General features: G+C 42.6%; 20 protein-coding genes, 4 tRNA genes and 1 riboswitch. Of the genes, 7 read left to right on the top strand and 17 right to left on the bottom strand.

Features of this window, described 5'->3' with window-relative positions; translation table 11 throughout:
- Positions 1-773: 773 nt before the first annotated feature.
- The 8 genes from FTT83_RS13210 to secA all read right to left on the bottom strand — a co-directional run bounded on the left by FTT83_RS13210 (position 774) and on the right by secA (position 7153).
- Positions 774-850, bottom strand: a tRNA-Pro gene (locus tag FTT83_RS13210).
- Positions 851-854: 4 nt separating this feature from the next.
- Positions 855-930: transfer RNA gene (locus tag FTT83_RS13205), tRNA-His, on the bottom strand.
- A 38-nt stretch (positions 931-968) separates the two neighbouring features.
- Positions 969-1045: transfer RNA gene (locus tag FTT83_RS13200), tRNA-Arg, on the bottom strand.
- A 44-nt stretch (positions 1046-1089) separates the two neighbouring features.
- Positions 1090-1166, bottom strand: a tRNA-Pro gene (locus FTT83_RS13195).
- Positions 1167-1318: 152 nt separating this feature from the next.
- Positions 1319-2386 (bottom strand): quinolinate synthase NadA, encoded by a 1068-nt coding sequence (gene nadA, locus FTT83_RS13190; protein WP_180042887.1) that lies wholly within the window; start codon positions 2384-2386, stop codon positions 1319-1321.
- 153 nt (positions 2387-2539) lie between these two features.
- Entirely contained in the window at positions 2540-3760 is a 1221-nt protein-coding gene (gene argJ, locus FTT83_RS13185; RefSeq protein ID WP_180042886.1) for a bifunctional glutamate N-acetyltransferase/amino-acid acetyltransferase ArgJ, read from the bottom strand.
- A gap of 157 nt (positions 3761-3917) precedes the next feature.
- Positions 3918-4238: a hypothetical protein gene (locus FTT83_RS13180; protein WP_180042885.1), complete on the bottom strand. Its 321-nt coding sequence runs from the start codon at positions 4236-4238 to the stop codon at positions 3918-3920.
- 182 nt (positions 4239-4420) lie between these two features.
- The gene (gene secA, locus FTT83_RS13175; protein ID WP_180042884.1) at positions 4421-7153 is read right to left on the bottom strand and encodes a preprotein translocase subunit SecA; all 2733 of its coding nucleotides are present in this window, start codon (positions 7151-7153) and stop codon (positions 4421-4423) included.
- Between the two features lie 338 nt (positions 7154-7491).
- On the opposite strand from secA, the gene FTT83_RS13170 reads away from it, so the two are divergent.
- The 3 genes from FTT83_RS13170 (at position 7492) to FTT83_RS13160 (ending at position 9949) form a co-directional block, all read left to right on the top strand.
- The gene (locus FTT83_RS13170) at positions 7492-8127 is read left to right on the top strand and encodes a peroxiredoxin (RefSeq protein WP_180042883.1); all 636 of its coding nucleotides are present in this window, start codon (positions 7492-7494) and stop codon (positions 8125-8127) included.
- A 428-nt stretch (positions 8128-8555) separates the two neighbouring features.
- On the top strand, positions 8556-9371 hold the full coding sequence (locus FTT83_RS13165) for an MBL fold metallo-hydrolase (protein WP_180042882.1): 816 nt from the start codon (positions 8556-8558) through the stop codon (positions 9369-9371).
- Positions 9371-9949 (top strand): dual specificity protein phosphatase family protein, encoded by a 579-nt coding sequence (locus FTT83_RS13160; RefSeq protein ID WP_373423495.1) that lies wholly within the window; start codon positions 9371-9373, stop codon positions 9947-9949. The genes FTT83_RS13165 and FTT83_RS13160 overlap by 1 nt, the downstream gene beginning before the upstream one ends.
- A 17-nt stretch (positions 9950-9966) precedes the next feature.
- On the opposite strand, the gene FTT83_RS13155 is transcribed toward FTT83_RS13160, so the two are convergent.
- The 5 genes from FTT83_RS13155 to FTT83_RS13135 all read right to left on the bottom strand — a co-directional run bounded on the left by FTT83_RS13155 (position 9967) and on the right by FTT83_RS13135 (position 15431).
- Positions 9967-10977 carry an SPOR domain-containing protein gene (locus FTT83_RS13155; RefSeq protein WP_180042880.1) on the bottom strand — a complete coding sequence of 337 codons (1011 nt, stop codon included), beginning with the start codon at positions 10975-10977 and terminating at the stop codon, positions 9967-9969.
- Positions 10974-12257 (bottom strand): bifunctional tetrahydrofolate synthase/dihydrofolate synthase, encoded by a 1284-nt coding sequence (gene folC / locus FTT83_RS13150; RefSeq protein ID WP_180176731.1) that lies wholly within the window; start codon positions 12255-12257, stop codon positions 10974-10976. The genes FTT83_RS13155 and folC overlap by 4 nt, the downstream gene beginning before the upstream one ends.
- Positions 12254-13150 (bottom strand): acetyl-CoA carboxylase, carboxyltransferase subunit beta, encoded by an 897-nt coding sequence (accD, locus tag FTT83_RS13145; RefSeq protein ID WP_180042878.1) that lies wholly within the window; start codon positions 13148-13150, stop codon positions 12254-12256. The genes folC and accD overlap by 4 nt, the downstream gene beginning before the upstream one ends.
- Entirely contained in the window at positions 13147-13950 is an 804-nt protein-coding gene (gene trpA / locus FTT83_RS13140) for a tryptophan synthase subunit alpha (RefSeq protein ID WP_180042877.1), read from the bottom strand. The genes accD and trpA overlap by 4 nt, the downstream gene beginning before the upstream one ends.
- Positions 13951-14390: 440 nt before the next feature.
- The gene (locus FTT83_RS13135) at positions 14391-15431 is read right to left on the bottom strand and encodes an AraC family transcriptional regulator (RefSeq protein ID WP_166171315.1); all 1041 of its coding nucleotides are present in this window, start codon (positions 15429-15431) and stop codon (positions 14391-14393) included.
- A gap of 136 nt (positions 15432-15567) precedes the next feature.
- Here FTT83_RS13135 and FTT83_RS13130 point away from each other — a divergent pair, with 136 nt between their 5' ends.
- Entirely contained in the window at positions 15568-16446 is an 879-nt protein-coding gene (locus FTT83_RS13130; protein ID WP_166171313.1) for a metal-dependent hydrolase, read from the top strand.
- A 79-nt stretch (positions 16447-16525) separates the two neighbouring features.
- Here FTT83_RS13130 and FTT83_RS13125 read toward each other — a convergent pair whose 3' ends face one another.
- From FTT83_RS13125 to FTT83_RS13110, 4 genes are all read right to left on the bottom strand, one after another.
- Complete coding sequence (locus tag FTT83_RS13125; RefSeq protein ID WP_180042876.1) at positions 16526-17518, bottom strand: DUF2804 domain-containing protein; 993 nt, start codon at positions 17516-17518, stop codon at positions 16526-16528.
- Between the two features lie 172 nt (positions 17519-17690).
- Positions 17691-18209: a DUF1543 domain-containing protein gene (locus FTT83_RS13120; RefSeq protein WP_180042875.1), complete on the bottom strand. Its 519-nt coding sequence runs from the start codon at positions 18207-18209 to the stop codon at positions 17691-17693.
- 400 nt (positions 18210-18609) lie between these two features.
- Entirely contained in the window at positions 18610-19839 is a 1230-nt protein-coding gene (gene trpB, locus FTT83_RS13115) for a tryptophan synthase subunit beta (protein ID WP_166171307.1), read from the bottom strand.
- Positions 19823-20464 carry a phosphoribosylanthranilate isomerase gene (locus FTT83_RS13110; RefSeq protein WP_086197509.1) on the bottom strand — a complete coding sequence of 214 codons (642 nt, stop codon included), beginning with the start codon at positions 20462-20464 and terminating at the stop codon, positions 19823-19825. Before FTT83_RS13110 ends, trpB begins: the two co-directional genes overlap by 17 nt.
- Positions 20465-20620: 156 nt before the next feature.
- Positions 20621-20831: riboswitch (cobalamin riboswitch) on the top strand.
- A gap of 35 nt (positions 20832-20866) precedes the next feature.
- On the opposite strand from FTT83_RS13110, the gene FTT83_RS13105 reads away from it, so the two are divergent.
- From FTT83_RS13105 to FTT83_RS13095, 3 genes are all read left to right on the top strand, one after another.
- Positions 20867-22705, top strand: a complete 1839-nt coding sequence (locus FTT83_RS13105) for a TonB-dependent siderophore receptor (RefSeq protein WP_086197510.1) — start codon at positions 20867-20869, stop codon at positions 22703-22705.
- Between the two features lie 102 nt (positions 22706-22807).
- Positions 22808-23386 carry a cob(I)yrinic acid a,c-diamide adenosyltransferase gene (locus FTT83_RS13100; protein ID WP_086197511.1) on the top strand — a complete coding sequence of 193 codons (579 nt, stop codon included), beginning with the start codon at positions 22808-22810 and terminating at the stop codon, positions 23384-23386.
- Between the two features lie 310 nt (positions 23387-23696).
- Positions 23697-24407: a glycerophosphodiester phosphodiesterase gene (locus FTT83_RS13095; RefSeq protein ID WP_180042874.1), complete on the top strand. Its 711-nt coding sequence runs from the start codon at positions 23697-23699 to the stop codon at positions 24405-24407.
- Positions 24408-24548 lie beyond the last annotated feature (141 nt).

The raw sequence follows: 24548 nt of genomic DNA, 5'->3' as shown, positions 1-24548 counted from the left end.
AACTTTCTTTCTAAAACCTAATCTTAACACTTCGTGCTAAGTTGCTGTTTTATCAGAAGTTTTAATCTTCATCACCGCCGATGGATGTGCATTCTACAGCATTTTAATGTGCTTGCAACTCCTTTTTTTAAATAACTCAACAAAAATATCACGACTGTTTACTTATTATACAAATGGAGTGATTTTTTATTTTTAAGTTTAAATTAACAACACTTTTCTGCTTAACACCCAAAAAAGCAAAGCCCATAATTTTTGCATCCCTAACATTTAATGAATTATTTCATCCTTCTTTTTTTTATATTCCTATGAACTCATTTAATTCTTAAATTATAGCCAGCACTTAAATACAGCTTATTTAGACAAAAGAATAATCAAAGCAAAAAAGTATGACCTAATTTAAAAATAAAATTACTTATCCATAAACTCCACATAAGAAAGTATTTTAATTTTGAGATTTCTATTTTGTTGAATGCAATTCAATCTAGATTTCAAATAAGATCGCCACCTCAATTGGTGCTATACACCGAGTAAGAGCAATCACATTACTTTTAAACTGTAGACCACAAAGATTCAATATTGCTCAAGCCATATTGAATGTTGAATGTTGAATGTTGAATGTTGAATGTTGAATGTTGAATGTTGAATGTTGAATGTTGAATGTTGAATGTTGAATGTTGAATGTTGAATGTTGAATGTTGAATGTTATTATCAAATTTCAGGCATAAAAAAACCGCATTTAAGCGGATCATTTATTTTTAAGTTTAGACTTAAAATGGTCGGAGCAGTAGGATTCGAACCTACGACCCTCTGGTCCCAAACCAGATGCGCTACCAAGCTGCGCCATACTCCGAAATTGGGGTGAATGATGGGATTCGAACCCACGACAACCGGAATCACAATCCGGGGCTCTACCAACTGAGCTACATCCACCGTTACAACATTTTGGCTCTAAATACCAGACTACCAAATGGCGCGCCTGACAGGATTCGAACCTGTGACCATCCGCTTAGAAGGCGGATGCTCTATCCAACTGAGCTACAGGCGCATGACCGATGATATTACTATCATGCGATACTTGCCTTGAAGAATTGGTCGGAGCAGTAGGATTCGAACCTACGACCCTCTGGTCCCAAACCAGATGCGCTACCAAGCTGCGCCATACTCCGTTCATCTCAGCTTTTAGTGTATCGCACATCGTGCGGTACGGGGTGCATTTTAGGCGTGACGCCAAGAGACGTCAACACCTATATTCAAAAAAACTTAAAAAACCACTTCAACCGCTTATTTATCAAGCATTTTAGATATTTTTTGATCAAAATTAACGTTTTAGACTCGCACTAAAGCTTAACATACGATCAAGTGGCAATTTAGCGCGTTCTGCAAGTACAGGATCAACTTGTATTTCTTGATCACCTTTTTGTAAAACTTCTAAAATTGCATCTAACTCATTCATGGCCATCCACGGACAATGCGCACATGAGCGACAGGTCGCCCCTTCACCCGCTGTCGGAGCTTCAATCAAAATCTTGTTTGGAACGGCTTGTTGCATTTTGTAAAAAATGCCGCGGTCGGTTGCAACGATTAAACGTTCATTCGGAAGCGTCTGTGCTGCTTTAATCAGTTGAGAGGTACTTCCCACAGCATCAGCAATATCCACCACTGACTCTGGTGATTCCGGATGGACCAATACGGCTGCATCCGGATACAATGCTTTCATACTGGCAATACCGCGCGCACGAAATTCTTCATGCACAATACAAGCCCCATCCCAAAGCAGCATGTCTGCACCAGTTTTCTTCTGGATATAACGCCCCAGATGCTGGTCCGGTGCCCAAATAATCTTTTCACCCAGGCTATCGAGATGCTCAATAATTTCCACAGCACAACTTGAGGTCACCACCCAGTCTGCGCGTGCCTTGACTGCAGCAGAGGTATTGGCATAGACCACCACGGTATGATCCGGATGGGCATCGCAGAATGCAGTAAATTCGTCGACTGGACAGCCCAAATCCAGCGAACAAGTCGCTTCTAGAGTTGGCATGAGTACGGTTTTTTCAGGAGAAAGAATTTTTGCTGTTTCCCCCATGAATTTCACCCCAGCGACCACCAAGGTTTTGGCAGGATGGTCACGACCAAAACGTGCCATTTCAAGGGAATCAGAAACACAACCGCCAGACAATTCAGCAATTTCTTGCACTTCAGGATCACAATAGTAGTGAGCGACAAGGACAGCATCACGTTTTTTGAGTTCTGCCAGAATTTGTGCAAACTTCTCCTGTTTGACCTCATCACTTAAATGAATATCTTTAGGTTCGCCTAAACGATCTAAATGCGCCTGCACAATCGATTTTGCGTCATTGGCAATTAAATTGGTCGCATCATTCATAACAACGTCTTCTCTATCTTCATGCTTGCCCTAACACAAGCGTACTCAAGTCACTGATGATATGGGGGCAATTTGCTCATTCACCAGCCCTTTGCCGATTGATTGAATGCTAAAAAAGCCTCACAACGGAGGCTTTGTCACTCAATTTTAATTTTACGAACGGTAATCCGCGTTAATCTTGACATAGTCATAAGACAGATCACAGGTATAAACAGTATCTTTTGCCTGACCTCGTCCCAAATCGACCCGAATGGTCAATTCAGCCTGAGACATCACGCGTGCACCAGCTTCTTCCGTATAGTCCGCTGCCGCACCACCATCTTTACAGATCTGTACATCATCTAACCAAACCTGGATTTTTTCAACGTCTAAATTTTTAACACCGGCATAACCAATCGCAGCAAGAATACGTCCCCAGTTCGGATCTGAGGCGAAAATTGCAGTTTTCACCAGTGGAGAATGGGCAATACTATACGCTACATCGCAACATTCTTGGGTATCTGCTCCACCTTCAACTGCAACAGTAATGAATTTGGTCGCCCCTTCTCCATCACGTACAATCAGTTGAGCCAAGCGTTTCATAACACGGGTCAAAACATCCAGAACTACTGCATAACGTGCATCATCAGTTGAGGCAATTTCAGTACCGCCTGCCTGACCTGTTGCCACAAAAATACAGGAGTCATTGGTTGAGGTATCACCATCTACGGTAATACGGTTAAATGAAACATTCACCGTGGTTTTTAATAGCTGCTGTACCAGTTCACGGCTGATGGGTGCATCGGTCGCAACATAGCTGAGCATGGTCGCCATATTTGGACGAATCATGCCGGCACCCTTAGAAATACCAGTCATGGTATAAGTCACGCCATCCATTTCAAACTGTTCTGACGCCCCTTTAGGCAGTGTGTCCGTGGTCATGATACCTGTTGCCGCATCTAACCAAGCATCTTCCTTTAAAGAGTCTAAAGCAGGCTGCAAGCCATTCATCAAGCGTTCAATCGGCAACTGCTCGCCAATCACACCGGTTGAAAAAGGTAAAATTTCGCTAGCAGCTACGCCGGCAAGTTCAGCCAGTTTGGCACAAGCCGCCTGAGCATTCGCCATACCGATTTTACCAGTCCCTGCATTGGCATTCCCGGTATTAATGACCAGATAACGTGGATTACCTACTTGCAAATGGACTTTACACACATGTACCGGTGCTGCGCAGAATGCATTTTGAGTAAATACACCGGCCACATTTGAACCTTCAGCAAATTCAAAAATAACGAGGTCACGTCGGTTCTGATAGCGTACATATGCTTCAGCTGAACCAATTTTTACACCTTTAACCACATGCATCTGTGGCATTGTTAAGTCACCCACCGCCATTTTTAAACTTCCAAATAAGTTCGTGATAAAAAGACAGCTTAGTAGAAATTCAGTAAAAAATCGAGCAGAACACTTTGTTTGATTTATTTTTTATCAGTTTGACATTTACAGGCACAAAAAAACCAGTCCGCAGACTGGTTTTATCAATATATCAGATTTAGTTGGAAGCCAACTGAGCCGATTCCGACAACAGTGCCTGCTTGGCTTTTTCCTGACTTGCCGCAGATAAAGCCGGGTTTGATGCCACAATGCGGTTTGCATTCGCTGCATTTGCAGGGGTGATTGCTGTAGTTTTTAGCACTACTGGACGTTGCTGCGGATTCGCAAAAGTATAGCGAATTCCAGTACGTGGACTCATAACCGTAGTGTTTTCATCTTTAACAACATTGGCCGCTGTCTTTTTTGATGACTCATTTGCAAAAGCCAAACCAGGAATAACTAAAGCTAAAATCATCAATGGTTGTAATACTTTTTTCATTATCTTTTCCGCTACTCAATATTCATCAATATGCACTAAATACCACTTAATTTAGTGCTCTGCAAACATATTCACATCTTGCAAAAATAAACTCTTATTTTGTTGCAATAAAAAAACCACTTTATCGATTCAAATCCGGAGGGAAATAAATATATAAAGTGGCTGAATGATTAAGATAAAAATTAAATTTTACCGTGACATTGCTTGTATTTTAAACCTGAACCGCATGGACAAGGCGAATTACGGCTTGCAGGCGGTGCAAATGTCTGCTCAGCTGGACTAAAGCCTGACTCAATTTCTACAGTTTCAGTACCGGTTAAATCGGCGGCTAACAAATTATCAAATTCTGCATGAGTCAGATTCAACTTCATTGCTTCTGCTTGAGCCTGTTGCTGTGCTTCCATTTCAGCCAGTTCTTCAGCTGTAGGAACATGCACACGTGAAAGATCTGTAATTACATCGGATTTAATGATAGCCAGCATGTTTACAAACAGATTAAAGGCTTCTTTCTTGTATTCCTGTTCAGGGTTCTTTTGCGCATAACCACGCAGGTGAATACCCTGACGCAAGTAATCCATCGCTGCAAGATGATCTTTCCAGTGGCGATCCAAAGCACTCAACATAAAGTGACGTTCCAGCATGGCTGCTGATTCACCCCCCATTTGTTCACGGCGATTGCGATAGCGTGTAACAATTTCGTCAGAAATACGTTCTACCAACGCCTCTTCATCTAAACGACGGTCTTCTTCCAGCCATTGATTGACCGGTAAATCAATACCGAGCTCTTCACGCAATGCACGTTCCAGACCTTCAATATCCCATTGGTCATGAATCGATTCAGGTGGAATGTAGTTAGCAATCACGCCCTTCACGACTTCATGATGCATTTCCTCAATGTAATCTTGTAGCGTACTTTCAGCAAGCACTTCATCACGTTGTGAATAGATGATTTTACGCTGTTCGTTATTCACGTCATCGTATTTCAACAGGTTCTTACGAATGTCGAAGTTACGTGCTTCTACCTTACGTTGTGCATTTTCAATTGAACGCGACACCATCTTATGTTCGATGGCTTCATCTTCCTGCAAACCCATCGCACGCATCATCGCAACCACACGATCACCAGCGAAGATACGCATCAGGTCATCTTCAAGCGACAGATAGAAACGTGAAACACCCGGGTCACCCTGACGACCGGCACGACCACGCAGCTGGTTATCGATACGGCGTGATTCATGACGTTCTGAACCAATGATATGCAAACCGCCAGAGGCCAATACCATTTCATGGTTTTGTTCCCATTCGGCTTTTAAGCGTGCTTCATCTTCAGGGGTTGGATTTTCAATTTTGGCAAGTTTGGCTTTCCAGTTACCGCCCAGCAAGATGTCGGTACCACGACCGGCCATGTTGGTTGCAATGGTCACAGCACGTGGTGAACCCGCTTGGGCAATAATGTCTGCTTCCCGTTCATGCTGCTTCGCGTTCAACACCTCATGTGCAATACCCGCTTCTTTCAATTTTTCAGAAAGAATTTCAGAAGCTTCAATGGTTGCTGTACCAATCAGAATCGGTGCAACACCCTCTTCATGCACTCGCTGAATTTCTTGAATAATGGCGTTGTATTTACCATTGCGGTTTAAATAAATGAGATCGTTTTCATCTTTACGGATCATTGGTCGATGGGTTGGAATCAGTACTACATCCAGACCATAAATTTCTTTCATCTCCGCAGCTTCGGTATCGGCTGTACCGGTCATACCAGAAAGCTTTTTATAAAGGCGGAAATAGTTCTGGAAAGTGGTGGTTGCCAAAGTCTGGTTTTCAGGCTGGATTTCCAGACCTTCCTTCGCTTCAACCGCTTGATGCAAACCTTCTGACCAACGACGACCCGGCATGGTACGACCGGTATTTTCATCCACAATGATGACTTCACCATCATGAATGATGTAATGCACGTTGCGCTGATAAAGGAAATGGGCACGAATTGCTGCAGCAACATGATGAACCAGATTCAGGTTAGAGGGTGAATACAAGCTTTCACCTTCAGCGAGCAAGCCCATCTGAATCAACTGGTCTTCTACAGCTTCATAACCCACTTCAGTCATTTCAACCTGACGCTGTTTTTCATCAATCCAGAAATGACCGCCATCCGGCACTTTTTCTTCTTTTTGCGCATGAAGTTTTGGCGGAATGCTATTGATGGCTGCATAAAGCTGTGAAGAGTCATCACTTTGACCGGAAATAATCAACGGTGTACGTGCTTCATCGATCAGGATCGAATCGACCTCATCGATAATGGCATAGGTTAAGCCACGTTGTTTCTTCTCGGCCAGAGAGAACACCATGTTGTCACGAAGATAGTCAAAACCGAATTCGTTATTGGTACCGTAAGTAATATCGGCACGATAGGCTTCAGCTTTCTCTGTTGGATCTTGCATGGAATAAATGATGCCAATGCTCAGACCTAGGAATTCGAATAAGGGACGGTTTAACTCGGCATCACGCTGTGCCAAATAGTCATTCACGGTGATGACATGCACGCCCTGACCGCTAATCGCATTCAGATAACAGGCCAAGGTTCCCATCAGGGTTTTACCTTCACCGGTACGCATTTCTGCAATTTTACCTTCGTGAAGTGTAATACCACCAATCAGCTGAACATCGTAGTGGCGCATTCCCATGATCCGCTTTGCCGCTTCACGACAAACAGCAAATGCTTCAGGCAATAATTTATCCAGGCTTTCGCCCTTATTATATCGTTGTTTGAATTCTTCAGTTTTTGCAGATAAGTCTGCATCGCTTAGTGCAGATATCGTCGGCTCGAGCGCATTAATCTTGTCTACGATTTTACGCATGCGTTTGAGTTCGCGCTCATTTTTGGTACCGAAGATTCCTCCGATCAGACTTGCCAACATGAATAGACTCTCTAAATCTTGCTTGTCGAATGAATAAATTTTTTCTCAGTCGTTATTATGGTGCTAGAAATTTGAAGTACAAGGGGTTTGCACAAAACCAATTAAAAAATTCTGATCACTCGTTCTAGCACACGACAGCTAAGGCCAAACAATGTAACAAATTTTATACAGGCAATATAGTCATAAAATTCATCATTCATCCAGATTTTAACAATCAATCGCGGCCTCTATATTCCATATATTCATAAAGAAATACAAAAACACTATTTTCATTGCAAAAAAAATGCGTCATATTAGATCGCATCAACATAGATAACAAAGCAGATGAGGCTATAAAAATGACATTACGTTTAGGCGATACCGCACCGAATTTTGTGCAAGACTCAAGCGAAGGCAGCATTAATTTTTACGACTTTTTGGGTGATAGCTGGGGGATTTTATTTTCCCATCCTGCAGACTACACGCCGGTATGTACCACTGAGCTGGGCTATACCGCAAAGCTGAAAGATGAATTTGCAAAGCGCGGCGTTAAAGCGATTGCCTTGTCTGTCGATGATGTTGAGTCACATAAAGGCTGGATTAACGATATTAACGAAACCCAAAATACCACGGTTAATTTCCCGATCATTGCCGATCAAGACCGTAAAGTATCTACTCTTTATGACTTTATTCACCCGAATGCCAGTGAAACCCTGACGGTTCGTTCTTTAGTGATTATTGATCCAAACAAAAAAGTACGTCTGATCATCACTTACCCAGCTTCAACTGGCCGTAATTTCAATGAAATTTTACGTGTGGTTGATTCGCTGCAACTGACCGATAATCATAAAGTAGCAACACCAGCCAACTGGCAGCAAGGTGAAGACGTGGTGATTGTGCCTTCTATTAAAGATGAAGACGAAATCAAACAACGTTTCCCTAAAGGCTATAAAGCTGTAACACCATACTTACGCCTTACGCCACAGCCTGAGTGAGGATCAGCAAGGCACTGCCTTGCCCGAACGCAAGACGAGAAGCTATGCTTCGAGTTAAAACTAAAGCACTGCTTTTATTTTTGTGCAAGACAAGCGAAGCACGTAGTTTCCGAACTGGACACTGCTCTGCCCTTACGCAAGGCTCACAGCTGCACTGTGAGCGCAAAATATAAAAAGCACTGCTTTAGTTTTTCGCAAGACAAGCGAAGCGCGTAATTTAAAATAAACAAATAATGTTCGCTCTGAACACAATATGAACAGCTATGCTAAAAATCAGGACTAAAATGACGAGCCAGATCCTGATCTTGTTCAAGCCTGTCTGATGACAGGCTTTTTTATTCTGCTCAAAAATTAAATTACAAAATCAGGTTGGTGTTTATTTCACAGCCCGTTTATAAATACGCCTAATCATCTTAAGAATAAATATTGTGATCTATAACATTCATCATTTGCACTGTGGCACCATGTGTCCTGTTTGCGGCCCTCTGTTTGGGCAAAAAGGTTTATATGCCAAAGTGGTTTGTCATTGCCTGCTGCTTGAAACCGATCAAGGCTTAGTGCTGGTGGATACCGGTTTAGGCGTACAAGATTATCTGCATAGCAAAGCCCGCTTAGGCAATCTGGTTTCACGGCTAGGCCGCATCGAAAACAATTTAGAACTCACGGCAATTGCGCAGATTCAAAAGCTCGGGTTTAGCCCTCAAGATGTGAAGCATATACTGATCTCCCATCTTGATTTTGATCATGCTGGCGGTATTTCCGATTTTCCGCATGCTACAGTGCATGTCCTTTCCAGCGAATATAATGCTACTCAAAGCTTTTTTTCCCTAAAAAATAAAGCCCGTTATAAAACCCAGCAATTCAAGCAACACCGATACTGGAACTTCATCGAACCCGATCAAGGTGAAACCTGGTTTAACCTGCATCAAGTACAGGGATTTCGCTTATTTCAGGATGAAATTTTGATGATTCCACTTTTGGGCCATAGCCAGGGGCATTGTGGAGTTGCCATTAAACAGCAGGATGGATGGCTGTTTTTCTGTGGAGATGCCTATTACTCTCACTTGCAACTCAACCCTAAAAACAGGCTGAGAACACTGGATAAACTGGAGCGATTTTTTGCCGAAGACAATCAGATGCGTATAGATAACTTGCACAACATCCAGCAACTGGCACAAAATGAAAAAAATATCGAGATTATCTGTGCGCATGATCCGATTGAATTGGCACGTTATCTAGTATGATCAAAAGAACAGTTGTTGCCATTTTACTGGGTAGCTCAAGCTTGATGGGATGCATGACCACACCCGCACTTCCACCTGAACAACGCCCTACACACTGGGGAACATTAATTAATCAAACAGATAATTTTTATCAAATTAGTGAGCATGTGTTTCGTAGTGAGCAGCCCTCAACTGAGCTGATTCCGCAATTAAAGACACATGATATTGATGTGGTAATTAATCTAAGATCAAGAAATAAAGATCTGACTGTCCTGCCCTCCACGGATTTTAACTTGGTTCATATCCCCATCCACACCTGGGCAATGAACCGTGAAGATTTATTACAGGTCATGCGGCAGATTCAGCAAGCTAAGGCCTTAAATCACAAGATACTCATTCATTGTTATCACGGTTCAGACCGTACCGGTGCAAGTATTGCCATGTACCGGATTATTTTTGAAAACTGGCCGATTGCAGATGCACTCAATGAAATGAAACATGGTGGCTACGGTTTTCACCCAGTCTGGATTCATATTGAAAAAATATTCAGTCCTAAAAACGTAAAATGGATTCAACAGCGACTGTCGAATCCATCTTAGTTTCACTTCAAGCCAGATTAGCGCTTATCGAGCGGAACCCAGTCAATCACCCATGCCGACTTCATACCCAAGCTTGCATCACTGGTAATTTTCTTGCGTGCAGCATCAGCGGCATCACGGTCTTTCGATGGCCCAACCATAATTCGAACCCCTTTCGATGTTGGGCTCTTGGTCACCTTATAACCTTTGGCTCGTAACCTGGAGGCCAGTGCATCTGCGTTGGCTTCATTGGCAGCCAAGGCCACTTGAACCATCCACTGTTTATCGCCATTTTCTAACAAATCTCGGGCTTTTTCAGCTTCTGCTTTTTTCTTCGCTTCTAATTCACGCTGTGCTTGTTCTTTTTTCTTGGCTTCCTCCGCCTTTTTAGCAGCCAGCTGTTTTTCAGTTTCTGCTTTACGTTTTAGCTCCGCATCATGCTTTGCCTTGTCCTCAGCTGCTTTTTTCTCGGCTGCTTGCTTTGCGGCTAACTGCTTTGCGGCTTCAGCTTGGGCCTTACGTTTTTCTTCGGTTATTTTTTTATCAGCATCAGTTCGTTGTTGTTGAGCTGTCTGCTGCTGTAACTTTTTTTCAGCGAGCAACTTTTCATCAGCCAAACGCTTTTGTTTAGCTTTTTCATCTTCTACCAGTTCAGGGGGAATATTATCCGAACTCTGCTGTGCTCCACTACGCAGAGCATTTAAAGCGGCATATTCTTCAGCTGCTTTACGTGCCGCATCTGCCTCAGCCTGTTGCTGCATCGCTAGAAACTCGGCTGCACGTGCTTCCTGTTCTGCAACCGCTTTTTCACGTGCCCGGCGTTGTTCTTCTAGTAAACGTTTTTCTGTTTCCACATCAACTGTTAAAGGTTGCAGCTGAACCATTTCCCCTTCTGCTGCCGGCTTTTTTTGCTCAACTTGAGCAGCTAAATCCGGAGTTCTGAGTTGGTTCTGATATATTTCTTCTTTACCCTTTAGAAGCAATGCTGCCAATAAAACACCACCACCTAATAAAACAACGCCTCCCATCCAGCGTTGTTTGCTATTCATTGACATTCTTCCAAATACTCCCATACCGCTTCTAAGGTATGAAATGAACCACATACCAAGATCAACTGATTATTTTTTGTTTCATTTAGCGCTGATTTAAAAGCCAATTGAACACTATTGAAGTGTTGTACTGTTTCGCCCTGTAATGCTTCCTCAAGCTGCCCGATTGTGGCTGCTCGCGGAACGGTTAACGGTGCGATTTTCCATATTAAAACAGTATCTTTCAACAAATCTACGACAGAATTGATGTCTTTGTCCGCCAACATGGAAAAAACGCTGATCACTTCTGTGTACTGTTTATTGTATTCCAAAAATTTTCGCAACTGATTTAACAAAAATTCTACGCCATGGGGATTATGTCCGGCATCAAAAATAACGGTTTTATCTTGAATATGGCGTATTTCAAAGCGACCTGGTAATTTTGCATTCTGAATGCCGTGTGCAATGGCATCCTGAGTCACATTTAAACCACTGACCAAAATCGCGGCCACAGCTGTGGAAATATTTTCCAGTGCCAGAGCACCAAGGGGAAGTTTTAAAGTACTGCCCGATGAGGCAAACATCCAGGCTTGACCATCATCCGTATATTGATAGAAATAATCACGATTGACGGCAAACAGTTGCGCCTGACATTCATCGGCTTTATTTTGTATGGCTTGAGGAAGCTCTTGCGAACCACCAAAAATCACCGGAATATTCGGACGAATAATCCCGGCTTTCTCGAACGCAATTTTTTCAATCGTATCACCGAGCCAGTCGGTGTGATCCAGGCCAATGTTGGTAATCACGGCGACATCCGGCTCAATCACATTGACCACATCCAGACGACCACCCAGTCCGACTTCAAGCACCCAGACATCGCATTGCTTGGCCTTGAAAATCACAAAAGCCGCCAGTGTAGTGGCTTCAAAGAAGGAAAGGGAAAGATCACAGTCACGACGGGCCTGATCCACCTGCACAAACGCGTCGACCAGGGTTTGATCATCCACTTCAATGCCAGCCAGTTTTACCCGTTCATTGAAACGGTAAATATGCGGTGACTGGTATAACGCCACTTTATAGCCTTGCGCATTTAAAATGGCAGCCAAAGTGGTGGTGGTTGAACCTTTCCCGTTGGTTCCCGCTACAGTCAGCACTTTGGCCTGCGGACGCGTTACACCGAGCTTTTCAGCCACAGGAATAACCCGTTCCAAACCTAAATCAATACCCGTAACGTGAACATGGCTCCAATAATCGAGCCATGTATTTAAAGAGTCTGTTGCAAGTGGTGCTGTGTTCAAGACAAATTCATCAGTTTCGCTACAATACGATATACAGTATCACGTAATGCGTGACGATGAACAATTTGATCGACTACACCATGATCAAGCAAATATTCTGCGCGCTGGAACGGTTCTTCCAGTTTTTCACGTACTGTTTGCTCAATCACGCGTTTACCGGCAAAACCAATCATGGCTTTAGGTTCAGCAATATGCACATCCCCTAACATTGCCAATGATGCTGTTACTCCACCATACACCGGATGAGTAAGCACCACTAGATATGGAAGGCCAGCATCTTTCATTTTTTGAATGGCGGCTGAAGTACGCGCCATTTGCATCAAGGACAACATGCCTTCCTGCATACGCGCACCACCTGATGCAGCAAAGCAAATCAAAGGTTGTTTATCTGCAATCGCTTTTTCAGCTGCTTGCACAAAACGGTCACCCACTACTGTACCCATTGAACCGCCCATAAAGTCGAATTCAAATGCACATGCGATTAAAGGAATATCTTTAAGTAAACCCTGCATCACCACCAGTGCTTCAGTTTCGCCGGTTTTCTTTTGCGCTTCAGACATACGGTCCGGATAGGCTTTGCTATCGACAAAATGCAGTGGATCTTTAGCAATAAATTCCTGACCCAATTCATTTTGTACCTGATCAAAGAACCAGTTCAGACGGTCGCGTGCTTTCATGCGCAAATGTTCATCGCATTGTGGACAAACATAGGCGTTAAATGTCATCGCAGTACGTGTAACCAGTGCGTGACATTCAGGGCACTCAATTGTTGGTTCAGTAAAGGTTGCCTTGAGTGCGGTTTGCTCATCGGGCGTGTGAATACCCGGAACATGACGTTCCGTCCACGGCTGCGCTGGGCTAAGAATTTTGCCTGGTTTCACTTCTTGATTCATACTAACTCATCGAGCGCAGCTCGAAGCTCCTTGACTTTATTGACCGTTTCAACAACGGCTTGTTCTGGCGCTAAGTTCGCAAACTGTTTTACAAATGCACTGCCAACAATCACAGCATCAGCTGCTCCACCCATGGCTTTTGCCGAGGCAGCATCGCTGATCCCAAAACCGACACCCACAGGAACGTCAGTTACAGTTTTAATTTTCTGGATACGGGCTGCTGCTTCAGCAATATCTAAAGTTGCAGCACCAGTTACCCCTTTCAAGGATACATAGTAGATAAAACCACTGGCCTGATTCGCTACATGCTGGATACGCTCATCGGTCGATGTAGGCGCCAGCAAGAAAATTTGATCCATATTGAATTTCTTCAATACATCATCAAAATCTTTGGCTTCTTCAGGAGGTAAATCTACCAGAAGTACACCATCGACACCGCATTCATTGGCCATTGACACAAACTTTTCATAACCGATCACTTCTACAGGGTTGAGATACCCCATCAAAACCACCGGTGTTTCTGCATCTTTTTGACGGAACTCTTTCACCATGTTCAAAGCGTCCAGGGTATTGGTTCCACCTGCCAATGCGCGTTCTGCTGCAAGGGCAATCACGGGACCGTCCGCCATAGGGTCTGAAAATGGTAGACCAAGCTCAATCACATCTACCCCAGCCTCAACCATTTGATGTAACAATGGAACGGTTACTTGTGGATGAGGGTCGCCAGCCATCACATAGGAAACGAGCGCTTTACGCTGCTGAGATTTAAGCTGTCCGAAACGAGTGGCTAAACGTGACATAGGGTTGTACTTTCCTTGAATTATTAAAGAACTGAGGAGTTGGCTTTGTAGAAATACAAGACAACGCATTGTAACGCTATTTTTTACTCATTGAATAGAGCCTGAGCATTTCACGCTACTTTCGACTCAGCATCTCATTTTTTCAGAACAATCCGAGAGCACCATTTACTGATATTTACGACTTTTTCTCAATGATCAAAGATGCCTAATTTTGCCATGTAAACAAATATCCCTGATGAAGATAAACTTATTCTTATTCATAAAAAATTGATAAAAATAAATATGTTGTCTTTTAAATTTAAAGTTTCATGCAATAGCAAAAACCTGCACTCTAGGACACAGACTTTTTATTTTTTATTTTATAAGATTGCCGAATGCAAAGGTGAACTGCATGTCTGCGTAGTTGCGCTGCATTTCAAAGTACCTTAAATACGCCCTTTTTATCGTTCAGATTGTGCTTTCAGTTGCTGTTTTCGCTGTAATAAGGTTTGACCACTATAGGCTTTATAAGCACGTGCCAAAGCCGACTGATCTGAATAGCCCAGACACATGGCCATTTCCGTAAAATTCATGCTTTGCAACAGTAACTGTTCACAGCGTTTCATGCGCTCGGTTTCAAGCAGTTTTTTAAAGGAAGTATTTTGTTTATACAGTTGACGCTGCAAGGTCCGTACAGATACATGCAATTCATCCGCCAGCCATTCTATTTTCGGGGACTGTTCCTTAACCCGCAAATATTCAGCCAGTTTTTGCTGAATATGCAGCAATAGATTTTCATAATGGGGTTTGGCAGCAATGGCATCTTCTGCCTGCCTGAGTAGAAGCTGCATTAAAGAGGGATCAGCCAGCTCGGACTTCAGCTCTAAGTTTTCCACATTGATCTCAAAAGAATAATCCGACTGTTTAAATTCCACTTTGCAAGCAAAAAACCTTTGATAATGATCATCTGCCATTTCTGGACTATGGGCAAAATTGATCTGCAATAGCTGGAATTTTTGAGCCGGAAAAATCTGCCGGGCCAAATGCACCATACAGGCCATGGTCATCTCATTGAGCAAGGCATATTTTAAATCATGAAAAGGCCAGCTTAAACAGATCTTTTTGTCCCGTTGATGCATCTGTATCGGGCTAACATCTGCCCCGTCAATGACCAGACGGCTAAAGCGAATCACATATTGCAATGCCTCTGCCACACTGTTACTTCGAGTCGCCATATAGCCCAGTACACCAAAATGTTCAGGACGGATCAGGCAGGCCATTTCAAACACCAATTGCGGACAATCCATCTGTTTTTGAGTCAGCTGCATGACTTCTGCAAAAAATGAATAGGTCGATTGCGAATCGATAGGCAAAGATAAGACATAGCGCAGTTGTGCCTGATGTGGCTCTAGACAGGCCAAGCTAAAGATATCCATATCCTGTTGCTGCAAATACATGTGCAGCAACTGAAAATAGCCATTTGGAATTTGCAATTCTTGCACGATGTACCTTGATTATTTTTGACATTTTATATTTTTACTTTGGCGTAAAATGTATAAAAAATGGCAACAACTGTCAAAACAAAAGATAAAAATCCCGACATACTTCAATAGTCTAAGGCAATTGAAGTAAAACAACATGAATGCCATTGTCCAAGCGCAGATTATTCCCGTCGTACGTCGTAATCTGGATTTCAAGCTGAATGAGGTTCCGCGTTTCTGGTTCGGAGGTGACCCGTTTATTACCCGGATGTTTGATGCACTCAGCCTGACTTTTCCCGATGGCGAACGTTACTTCATTCAGTCAGTCCGTCTGTTTCGGGAGCAGATTACCGATCCAGATTTAAAGCAGCGTGTGGCAGAATTTATCGGTCAGGAAGCACAGCACGGCATTGCGCATGACAAAATGAATCAGGTCATGAAAGAACAAGGCATGCCGGTCGATCAGTTTATTCAGCGTTTGAATAAAATTTTTAAATTCGAGCTGGAAAAACGTTCTCCACAATACAATATTGCCATGACGGCTGCCGCTGAACACCTGACCGCCTTAATGGCAGAAACCTTTTACAGCCATAAAGAGACGTTAAGAGATGCCCATCCTTATGTACGGGCACTATTTGCCTGGCATGCGATTGAAGAAATGGAACACCGGGATGTCGCTTTTGATGTCATGAAGCAGGTCGGCAATGTGCCTGAAAGTACCCGTAAATTTGTTCTGGTCTGGACCACGGCATTAATGTTCGGCTTTACCCTTTACCGTGCCAATGTCATGTTAAAGCATGACGGGTTTAGCTCATTACAACGTCTACAAATGAATATTCGCGGTTTACCATGGTTCTTTGGTCGAAAAGGTACGCTCAGCAAAATGAGCAAGCAATATCGCGACTGGTTTAAAAAGGACTTTCATCCCAGCCAGCATCCAGTGATTGCCCAATATGATGTCTGGGTCAAAACCCTGCAACAGACCGGTGATCCGATCCAGGCTGGAGAAGCATTTTGGCAGGCAGCCAAAGACTAGGCCTTATATGAATTGAATTAAATTGAGACCAACCAAGTCCAGACTCACCTCGACTTGGTTTTATTTTTTAGTCAGTGTGTTACCACTTGGCATAATGCTGTTCGAGCAAACCATATTCATTGATCAAGACAATTTCCTGATCATCTTGCTGAATGGTCCCGCTAATTTTGGCTTGCCATTGGCTGAACTGACTGCCCACCAGTCTTAAATTCAGATTTTCATAACGTCGCCAGCCCGTTTTGACATCCAGATTTAATTTTTCATCCAGTGAGCGAATTGTCCAGTGCCCCTCATCCTGATGCTGGAATAAAACATCACTGACAGGATACAGCACGCCATTCACCCATAAGCAGTTTTCATTGCCAAAACTTTCATTCACCCCTGAGGCCAGATTCAAACCGATCCGGTTATTTTGCGCATCCCAAAAATTGCAGGATAACCAGAACCAGGCCGTTTCCGGCCGTAGAAAACCACAGGTATCATCTAGTGATGCAAAAGTTCTTTCATTAAACTGTATGGTTTCACGCTGTTTATTGATAAAAAAACCTTCACAGGCCAAAGTCGTCAGTTTTTGCGTATAAGTCCAGCCATTAATTCCCGTCGGGCTACACATACTAAGCGGGTTTGTACCAGCACAGAAAATTCGCGCACTCAGCCTGATTTCCCCGTATTTGGTGACATGGATATAACGCACGCCATTGGCATGCTGGATATCAATTTGAAAAGGTGACTTGGAAAAAAAACTCTGGTTATAAAGCGGCTGTTCATCTACCACGGTATTGCGTGATAACAGGTTAATCGCATTCCACTCTAAAACCTCATGGTTTTGATGATTATAAATATAGAAAAAGGCATGCCCAGCCCATGCAATATCGGCAATGGCCAGACCAATCGTATAATGGCCATGCTGAATACAACAAAATTTAAACTTTTTATATTTTAATCGCTTGCGCCAACCAGTTAAGACATCGCCATAAGGCGTCTTGTACTGGTATTGATTCAAATCGATGGTTTTGGGGAGGACGCTAAAACGTCCATAATGCGGTTGTCCATTTGATTGAATCAAATCCATTTATCAAATTCCATCTAGCCAAGAGATAACAATTCCTTAGCGTTATTATGCCTATATAAGCGGGACTTGAAAGTGTCAAAAAGCAATTTTCATCGAAAAAATACAAAAATTTATAATATTTCACCTGGTCTAATATTTGATAAATATAATTTATTAATCAATTAGATATAAATTAACCCGCATTTAGGATTAAATAGGTATTTTCCCAGCGGTTGGCTACAAAATCACCTTCGACCAGCTCTACATAACGGCCATGAATATGATCAATCACAATACAATCATCTACATCTAATATTCGGTCAGTATGTTGCTTCTGCCAATGCTTGGCAAAATAAGCCTTCCCCCGTTGTTTTGCCAACATGGCATTTTGTGCCACAACCAGAACATAACGATGCAGTTCTCCAAACTCCTGGGCATCGTAGCCACCTAGATTAATTAAAAATAGATGTTCTGAAGATGAATTCGGCGCTGCATCACTAAACTGGATTTGATAGTGTTTTCCGTCAAATTCAATCCCATTGATTTGCGCCCAGGCATCAATATGCAACCCTTTTTGTTCCCCAAACCATGCATTTTTCAGTTGTGGATAGACTTCTTGCAAAGTTTCACCAACTGCTAAAACCACATCATGGACTTCTGTATTGGCACGTGCATGACGACCACCGAGCATGACGATAAATAGGCTGGGCATGATTCTCTCCTTAATTTTAATCCTCCTCCCTTGCGAAACAGTGTTTCTCATCCTTTTTCAAAGGAGGGGGAACTTTACATAACAAAATTTAGTTAGGAGAATAATTATTACATCTCAATATGATATGCGCTAGCGACATGGATGTCGCCCGTTTGGCAGGAATACAAGGATGTATTCTCTGCCAAACAAAGGGGTTTTGTTACTTTTGCCCCGTCAAAAGTAAAGAATATATGTTTTTGCATTTTCGATACCCTTCTAAAAAGGAAAAGTTTTTCCGTATGTATAAAAAAATCGTGCTGAATTGCTTCAGCACGATTTTATTCTTTATAAAATCCACCCTTGCGGATTCAGAATGTATTCTGAAGTCCTCACCTTTAAAAAAGGAGGGCTTCAAGGCAAATTACATCTCAACCATTTCTACGCCATCAATACGTGCCACAGTCATCAAGTCCTTATCGCCACGACCTGAAACAGTCGCAATAATAATTTGATCTTTAGACATGGTAGGCGCAAGTTTGGTCACATACGCCATCGCATGCGAGCTTTCCAGTGCAGGAATAATCCCTTCAATCTGGGTTAAATCACGGAAGCCCTGTAATGCTTCCTGGTCATTAATCGGCACATATTCAACACGGTGCATATCTTTCAAGAAACTGTGTTCAGGACCAACACCCGGATAATCCAGACCGGCAGAAATTGAATGGGTTTCAATGATCTGGCCTTGCTCATCAGACATCAGATAAGTGCGGTTACCATGCAACACACCGACATGACCTGCGTTTAGCGGAGCAGAGTGCTTACCGGTTTCAATCCCCAAACCTGCTGCTTCCACACCATACATTTTCACGTCCTGATCGTTCAGGAATGGATAGAATAAACCGATCGCATTCGAGCCACCGCCCACACAAGCCACCAATGCATCTGGCAAACGGCCCGCCTGTTCCAGAATCTGGCGACGTGCTTCACGACCAATCACAGACTGGAAGTCACGTACCAGCATCGGATACGGATGAGGACCCGCCACTGTACCGATAATATAGTAGGTACTGTCTACATTCGTTACCCAGTCACGCATCGCTTCATTTAATGCATCTTTCAGGGTTTTAGAGCCGCTTTCTACTGGCACCACTTTAGCACCAAGCAAACGCATACGGTACACGTTCATAGCCTGACGTTTTACGTCTTCGGCACCCATATACACGACACATTCCAGGCCTAAACGCGCTGCAATCGTCGCTGTTGCCACGCCGTGCTGACCTGCACCGGTCTCCGCAATAATACGTTTTTTACCGGAAAGTTTTGCCAGCAGTGCCTGACCAATGGTGTTGTTGATTTTATGTGAGCCGGTATGGTTCAAGTCTTCACGTTTTAAGTAAATTTGCGCACCACCCAACTCTTTTGACCATCGCTCAGCATAATATAAAGGACTAGGACGACCTACATAGTAAGCCAGATCACGGTCGAATTCTGCCAGAAACTGTTCGTCATTTTTCATACGGAGATACAGCTTTTCTAGGTCTTCTAGAGCTGCCATCAGAGTTTCTGACACAAAACGTCCGCCATGGATACCGAAATGCCCTTTTGCATCAGGGAATTGGGTATAGTCAATCACATTATTTTGCTGATCCACGTAGGACTCCTTGCATAAAGCGTTCGATGAGTTGTTGGTCTTTTATACCTTTTGCGGACTCGACACCGCCGCTCACATCCACAGCATAGGCTTGTGTGGTGAGAATTGCCTGCTCGATATTGTCAGGGTTTAAGCCCCCTGCCAAGATGAGCGGAATATTTAATTTTGGGAAAGTGGTCCAGTCAAAGCTATGCCCGGTGCCCCCTTTTAAATCTGGATGCCAGGCATCTAACAGCACAGCACTTGCCCCTGCATCCTGATAACTTTGAATTTCGGCTTGAATATCTAAACCTGGTTTCACCTGGATGGCTTTGTACCAGCGGCGGCCGACCTGTTTGGAAATATGCTGACACTGTTCAGGACTTTCATCACCATGAAATTGCAGCATATCCAGAGGCACATCTTTTAAAACGTGTTGAATGTCATCCGCAGATGCATTGACAAATAAACCCACTGTTTGCACATAGGCAGGTACATGCTGGATCAGTTCTTTCACTTGCTCTTTGGTCACACTACGTGGACTAGGTGGAAAAAATACAAAACCAATCGCATCTGCTCCTGCATTCACAACTGAATGTATATCTTCTATTCGTGTGATTCCGCAAATTTTGGCACGGGTTCGCATACAATTCGCTCTAATTTTTTAACCTTAACTTTGCCAATTTATAGTCATGCTATAAACATAAGGGCGAATCATTGTAATGCAATTTCTTTAGCTTGCGTAAAGTTCATCCGAATAATTCTTGTCTGACGTTGTTTATCAGCCATACTATCTTTATACTGCGCCCATCTTGCAACAAGTCAAAGCCTTAAAGCTTTAGGGAAGTTGGTGAAAATCCAACACTGCCCCCGCAACGGTAAAAAATGAAACGTCAATCAATTTAAACCTCTGGTTTACGCCACTGCATGAAAATGTGGGAAGGTGGATTGGCAGCATGGTGCCTGCCCTGCACATTTAAGTCCGGATACCTGCTTGTTGTGTTCTTTAACTCAATCATTCACGGGGAGTGAATGTATGGAGCACATTATGTCTATTCAATTTCAGCCTACAGCTTTAGTGGGCGCAATCGCTATTGCGATGGGTTTCTCTGCATCTGTCTCTGCACAAGACAATACAACGACTGTGAATGCTTCTTTAGACACTTTAGTCGTTACCGCAACACGCTCTGAAGAAAAGATTAAAGATGTGCCTGCGCGTATTTCAATTATTGAACCCCAAATTGTTGAACAATCACCAATTGCCTCTTTTCCTGATTTGCTCAAACATGATGCTACCATCAACATGGTTCAAAGTGGCGGTATGGGGCAACTTGCCGATATTTATTTACGTGGTACTGAATCAGACCATACTTTGATTTTACGTGATGGCATACGATTAAATAATGCATCTTCGGGTACAGCAAGCCTTGCTTTTATTGATACCACAGATATCAAACAAATCGAAATTCTAAAAGGCCCTGCTTCTGTTCTATATGGTACAGATGCTATTGGCGGTGTGGTTCAATTGATTTCAAAAAAACCTGAAAAAACAGGTGCATTCGTTACAGGTGAAATAGGAGAACATAAAACCTATAAATCTGTCATCGGTGCTGATTTATATGAAGACGGTTTTTATGCTCAAATTCGCGGCCAACGATTAGAATCTGATGCAACAAAAGTAACCAACCAAAAAACCAACAGCCATGAAACCGCTTCTTTTGATCAAAAAGGCTTTAGTACTAAATTTGGTGTGGAAAAAGAAAAATTTGCAACATCAATTGACTACAGTACCAATAAAGGCACCAGCCTATATGATGCTTATTCATTTAATGGTGCATTGCTGAAACAAGACTTTGAAAATGAAATTATCAATCTTCGTGGTCGTATAAACCTGACTGATCAATTTGAACTGAATGCACGTTTATCTCAATTTACGGATGAAGTCGACCAAAAAGATTCAACCGACTTTGTACATGGTAAAACTCAAGAAGCAGAACTCTATGGTAAATGGAACCTCATGCCTCAGCAGACTTTACTTACAGGTGTGACTCATCGCAATCTGGATGGCGATATTCTGTCTTATGGCACACCTTATAATGAAGATGTGGACTCAACTGGATATTATATTCAGCATCAATTTAACGGGACTAAACTCAACACCCAGATTGGTGTCCGTGTAGAAGACAATGAAAAATATGGGACTCATACTGTAGGTCAAATTGCTGCTCGCTACCAATTGCTGCCATCAACCAGCGCATATGTAAATGTAGGTACAGCATTTAAATCGCCAACCTTGAATGAACTTTATAATTCATGGAATGGCAACCCAGATCTGAACCCTGAAGAAAGTACATCTTATGAAATTGGTTTTGACCAAAATCTGGCTTATGGTTTGCAAACAGGTTTATCTGCTTACTACACAGAAGTTAAAGATTTGATCGCCTCAGGCAGCAATGGCAAACTGACAAATATTCAAAAGGCTACTTATCAAGGTGGTGAGGCTTATTTAGGCTGGCAGCAAGATGATTTATTTGCCAAAGCAACCTATAGCTACGTTAAACCTCAAAATGAAGCAACTCATCAAGATTTAAATCGTCGCCCTCGTCAAGGTTTTACCTTAACAACTGGCTTACAAAACGAAGTATATGGTATTAGTGCATCTTTGGTCGCTAAATCCAAATCTAAAGATTGGGATAAAAACTACAAGAACCCGGGCTATGCGACGGTTGATGTAAATGCTTTCTGGAATGTAAACCCAAATGTGAAACTATTTACCAATATTCAAAATATTGGGGATGTTGAATATAAGACTGCATACCAAGACCAAGGTTATTACTATGTCAACGGCGGTCGCCTCGCTTCTGCGGGTGTAACCTTCCGTTACTAAGCTCTTAACAGCAAAAAATTTTAAAACAGCGCAGTTTATGGATAATGTTATGACCGACATTATCCTTTTTTATTGTATTCATCAAAAACTCAAGGAACAGATATGGGCCACCGTTTAAGTAAAATCTATACCCGTACCGGCGACTCAGGCACAACTGGACTCGGTGATGGTTCGCGTGTCGCCAAAGATGACTTGCGCATTACGGCACTAGGCGATGTGGATGAGCTGAATGCCTGTATTGGCGTACTTCGCTCACAGATTGCCCACAGTACTATTGCAGAAAAAGCCAACTGGGATAAATCCTTAAGCCTGATTCAGCACTGGTTATTCGACCTCGGCGGTGAAGTCTGCATTCCAAACTTTAACCTGGTTCAAGCGGTTTCCATCGAGTTTTTGGAAAATGACATTGACCGTATGAACGAAGCATTGCCAATGCTGAAAGACTTTATATTACCTGCCGGAACTTTAGCTTGCAGTTATGCCCATCAGGCCCGTGCCGTCTGCCGTCGTGCCGAGCGCAGTGTAATGTCGGTACATAGCCGTGACCAGAATATTCAGGCCAACTCGCTACAGTTGCTTAATCGCCTGTCCGACTGGTTATTTGTTGCATCGCGTACCTTGCAACGTGCTGAAGGCGGATCTGAAGTGCTTTGGCAAAAAAATATTAATGAGACGATTTGAAAAAATTAAAATTTAAATCTGCTATTTGATACTCGGCCACGTCATCTGCAACTGTTCGAGGCAGGACTATATTTAAAGTCTAATGTTTTTGCGAAAAACTTAAAAAAATTACGGTTTTTGACGAGTTTTGCAGATGATAATGGTTTTGCCTACTTTTGCCGAAACAAAAGTAGGTCGAACCGAAGGTTAATTTTCAAGATATAATTCAAATGAAAAGACGCTGTAGTGACAATATTCCTTAAAGAAATTAATAAATCCATATTTAAAATTTGAAGTAAAATAACTTTCATAAATTGTCTTAGAGATACACATGCGAATCATCGGACATCGTGGCGCACGTGGTGAAGCCCCTGAAAACACTTTGGGCGGGTTTCAGTATATTCATGACTTGGGCATCCGTGCAGTCGAATTTGATGTCCGTCAACTCAAAGACAATGAGCTGATCATCATGCACGATGACAATTTCCTAAGAACTACAGGTATCGATCAAAAACTTTACGAATTAAACAGCCAACAACTTGAAGCTTATAATCAGGCACATATCTGGATGGACTGGGAAAAACAGTTTACCCCGACCCTCCGTCAAACCCTGAGCATTATTCATGACTTTAAGCATATTGAAGTTGAAGTCAAAGAAGTGGCAACTATGGCGGAAGCCGAAAAACTGGTTTTAGAATTACAAAGACAATTACACGGCTTTGAAGAAACAGCGGTCATTACCAGTTTTGACCTGAAAATCCATCAGGCTTTAAAACAGCAGTACTCGATTTTTAAACGCGGCTTACTGGTTGAAGATGACATTCAATATTTGGCTATTGAACAGGCTTTAGAACTCGGTTGCTGTCAAATTGGCTGGATGAACCAGCTGGCAAGCGATGAGATGATTCAGGCCACACAACAGGCACATTTAGACATCAGTGTCTGGACAGTCAATGAGGTTGAGCGTGCCAAACATCTGCAAAGCTTGGGAATAGACGGATTAATTACCGACTTTCCCAAAATGATGCTCGAACAACTTTAATAAAAGTTTCTACCGAGCCTGTAAATTATTTTGTGTAAGTTCCATTTTTTATAAATGATCTTTTAATCGATCATCGAACTGAATCGTAAACCAATTCATTGCTAAACGCCAATTTTGAATTGGCATGGTCCATTTTTTAGC

This window comes from Acinetobacter sp. YH01018 (assembly GCF_013420295.1).
Taxonomy (GTDB): Bacteria; Pseudomonadota; Gammaproteobacteria; order Pseudomonadales; family Moraxellaceae; genus Acinetobacter.
The sequence above is the reverse complement of the archived record's forward strand: the minus strand, read 5'-3'. Positions and strand labels throughout refer to the sequence as shown.

What these genes read in the sequence shown, in the direction of transcription:
- FTT83_RS13125 (WP_180042876.1), bottom strand. Translation starts at nt 17,518, where the DNA reads ATGGATTTGATTCAATCAAATGGACAACCGCATTATGGACGTTTTAGC.
- FTT83_RS13100 (WP_086197511.1), top strand. Translation starts at nt 22,808, where the DNA reads ATGGGCCACCGTTTAAGTAAAATCTATACCCGTACCGGCGACTCAGGC.
- FTT83_RS13105 (WP_086197510.1), top strand. Translation starts at nt 20,867, where the DNA reads ATGTCTATTCAATTTCAGCCTACAGCTTTAGTGGGCGCAATCGCTATT.
- FTT83_RS13120 (WP_180042875.1), bottom strand. Translation starts at nt 18,209, where the DNA reads ATGCCCAGCCTATTTATCGTCATGCTCGGTGGTCGTCATGCACGTGCC.
- argJ (WP_180042886.1), bottom strand. Translation starts at nt 3,760, where the DNA reads ATGGCGGTGGGTGACTTAACAATGCCACAGATGCATGTGGTTAAAGGT.
- FTT83_RS13095 (WP_180042874.1), top strand. Translation starts at nt 23,697, where the DNA reads ATGCGAATCATCGGACATCGTGGCGCACGTGGTGAAGCCCCTGAAAAC.
- accD (WP_180042878.1), bottom strand. Translation starts at nt 13,150, where the DNA reads ATGAATCAAGAAGTGAAACCAGGCAAAATTCTTAGCCCAGCGCAGCCG.
- FTT83_RS13155 (WP_180042880.1), bottom strand. Translation starts at nt 10,977, where the DNA reads ATGAATAGCAAACAACGCTGGATGGGAGGCGTTGTTTTATTAGGTGGT.
- trpA (WP_180042877.1), bottom strand. Translation starts at nt 13,950, where the DNA reads ATGTCACGTTTAGCCACTCGTTTCGGACAGCTTAAATCTCAGCAGCGT.
- FTT83_RS13130 (WP_166171313.1), top strand. Translation starts at nt 15,568, where the DNA reads ATGAATGCCATTGTCCAAGCGCAGATTATTCCCGTCGTACGTCGTAAT.
- secA (WP_180042884.1), bottom strand. Translation starts at nt 7,153, where the DNA reads ATGTTGGCAAGTCTGATCGGAGGAATCTTCGGTACCAAAAATGAGCGC.
- FTT83_RS13170 (WP_180042883.1), top strand. Translation starts at nt 7,492, where the DNA reads ATGACATTACGTTTAGGCGATACCGCACCGAATTTTGTGCAAGACTCA.
- FTT83_RS13110 (WP_086197509.1), bottom strand. Translation starts at nt 20,464, where the DNA reads ATGCGAACCCGTGCCAAAATTTGCGGAATCACACGAATAGAAGATATA.
- nadA (WP_180042887.1), bottom strand. Translation starts at nt 2,386, where the DNA reads ATGAATGATGCGACCAATTTAATTGCCAATGACGCAAAATCGATTGTG.
- FTT83_RS13180 (WP_180042885.1), bottom strand. Translation starts at nt 4,238, where the DNA reads ATGAAAAAAGTATTACAACCATTGATGATTTTAGCTTTAGTTATTCCT.